Source organism: Rhodococcus sp. B10, assembly GCF_011770055.1.
GTDB lineage: Bacteria > Actinomycetota > Actinomycetes > Mycobacteriales > Mycobacteriaceae > Rhodococcoides > Rhodococcoides kyotonensis_B.
Genome location: NZ_JAAFYV010000079.1, coordinates 1 through 914 on the forward strand (window position 1 = coordinate 1; position 914 = coordinate 914).

Annotated in this window: 1 protein-coding gene and 1 pseudogene; both read left to right on the top strand. The window is 65.9% G+C overall.

Features of this window, described 5'->3' with window-relative positions:
• The coding region (locus tag RhoFasB10_RS25705; RefSeq protein WP_167679319.1) for a hydroxymethylglutaryl-CoA lyase at positions 1–732 on the top strand (732 nt) is incomplete at its 5' end.
• A pseudogene (locus RhoFasB10_RS25710) lies at positions 729–914 on the top strand (D-glycerate dehydrogenase); the annotation flags it as partial. The gene RhoFasB10_RS25705 and the pseudogene RhoFasB10_RS25710, both read left to right, overlap by 4 nt.

Below are 914 nucleotides of genomic sequence, written 5' to 3' on the forward strand. Positions count from 1 at the left end.
GAGGTAATCGCCGAGCTCACTGCCGACGAACTCGCGCAGTGCTGGGTATGGGTAGCGACGCCGCGCCACGTGGAAAAGGCCGCTGCAGCAGGCGCACGTAACTTTCAGTACTGCTTCTCGGCCTCCAGCGCGCACAACGAAGCCAATATCGGCCGCACCACAGAGGTCAGCCTGGCCGCGATGCCGGACGCCACCGAGATCGCCGTCTCGGTGGGCGGGCAGATCGAACTGTGCATCGCCACCTCGTTCACCTGCCCGTTCGACGGACCTGTCCCCGAAGAGCGCGTGCTTGCCCTCGCCAACGACGAACGGACCGCAGGCGCAACGGATATCGTCATCTGTGACACATTGGGTCAAGCTGTTCCCGCGCAGGTCGGCTCGCTGATCTCTCGCGTCGGCGCCGAGTCACCGCAACGGCGCATCGTCTTCCACGGCCACGACACCTGGGGCCTCGGAGTGGCGAACACCCTTGCCGCGATCACCGCCGGGGCGACCCTCGTCGACGGCGCACTCGGCGGACTCGGCGGCTGCCCGTTCGCCCCCGGTGCAAGCGGAAACACCTCGACCGAGGACATCCTCTTCGCGACCCGGCCGAACTGGTTCACCCCGTCGACCCTGGCCGCCATGGTTGGGCTCTCGGAAAGCCTGCTCGCCGAACTCGGCGAACCGATGCGCTCGAAGACGGTTCAGGGTGCACGGTCCAACGCCAAGGCATTCGAGTGGGTCGTATGAGCAAGATTCTTGTCACGACACCCATTCCCGCACCGGGAATGGACATCCTCGAGGCAGCAGGCGAGGTGGAGGTGCTCTCCCTCGACCATGCAGGACTCGTCGAGCGGTGCGCCTCGGGTGAGTACAGCGTCGTCGTCTCGCAACTTCGCGACCGTTTCGACGCCGAACTTCTCGAGACCGCG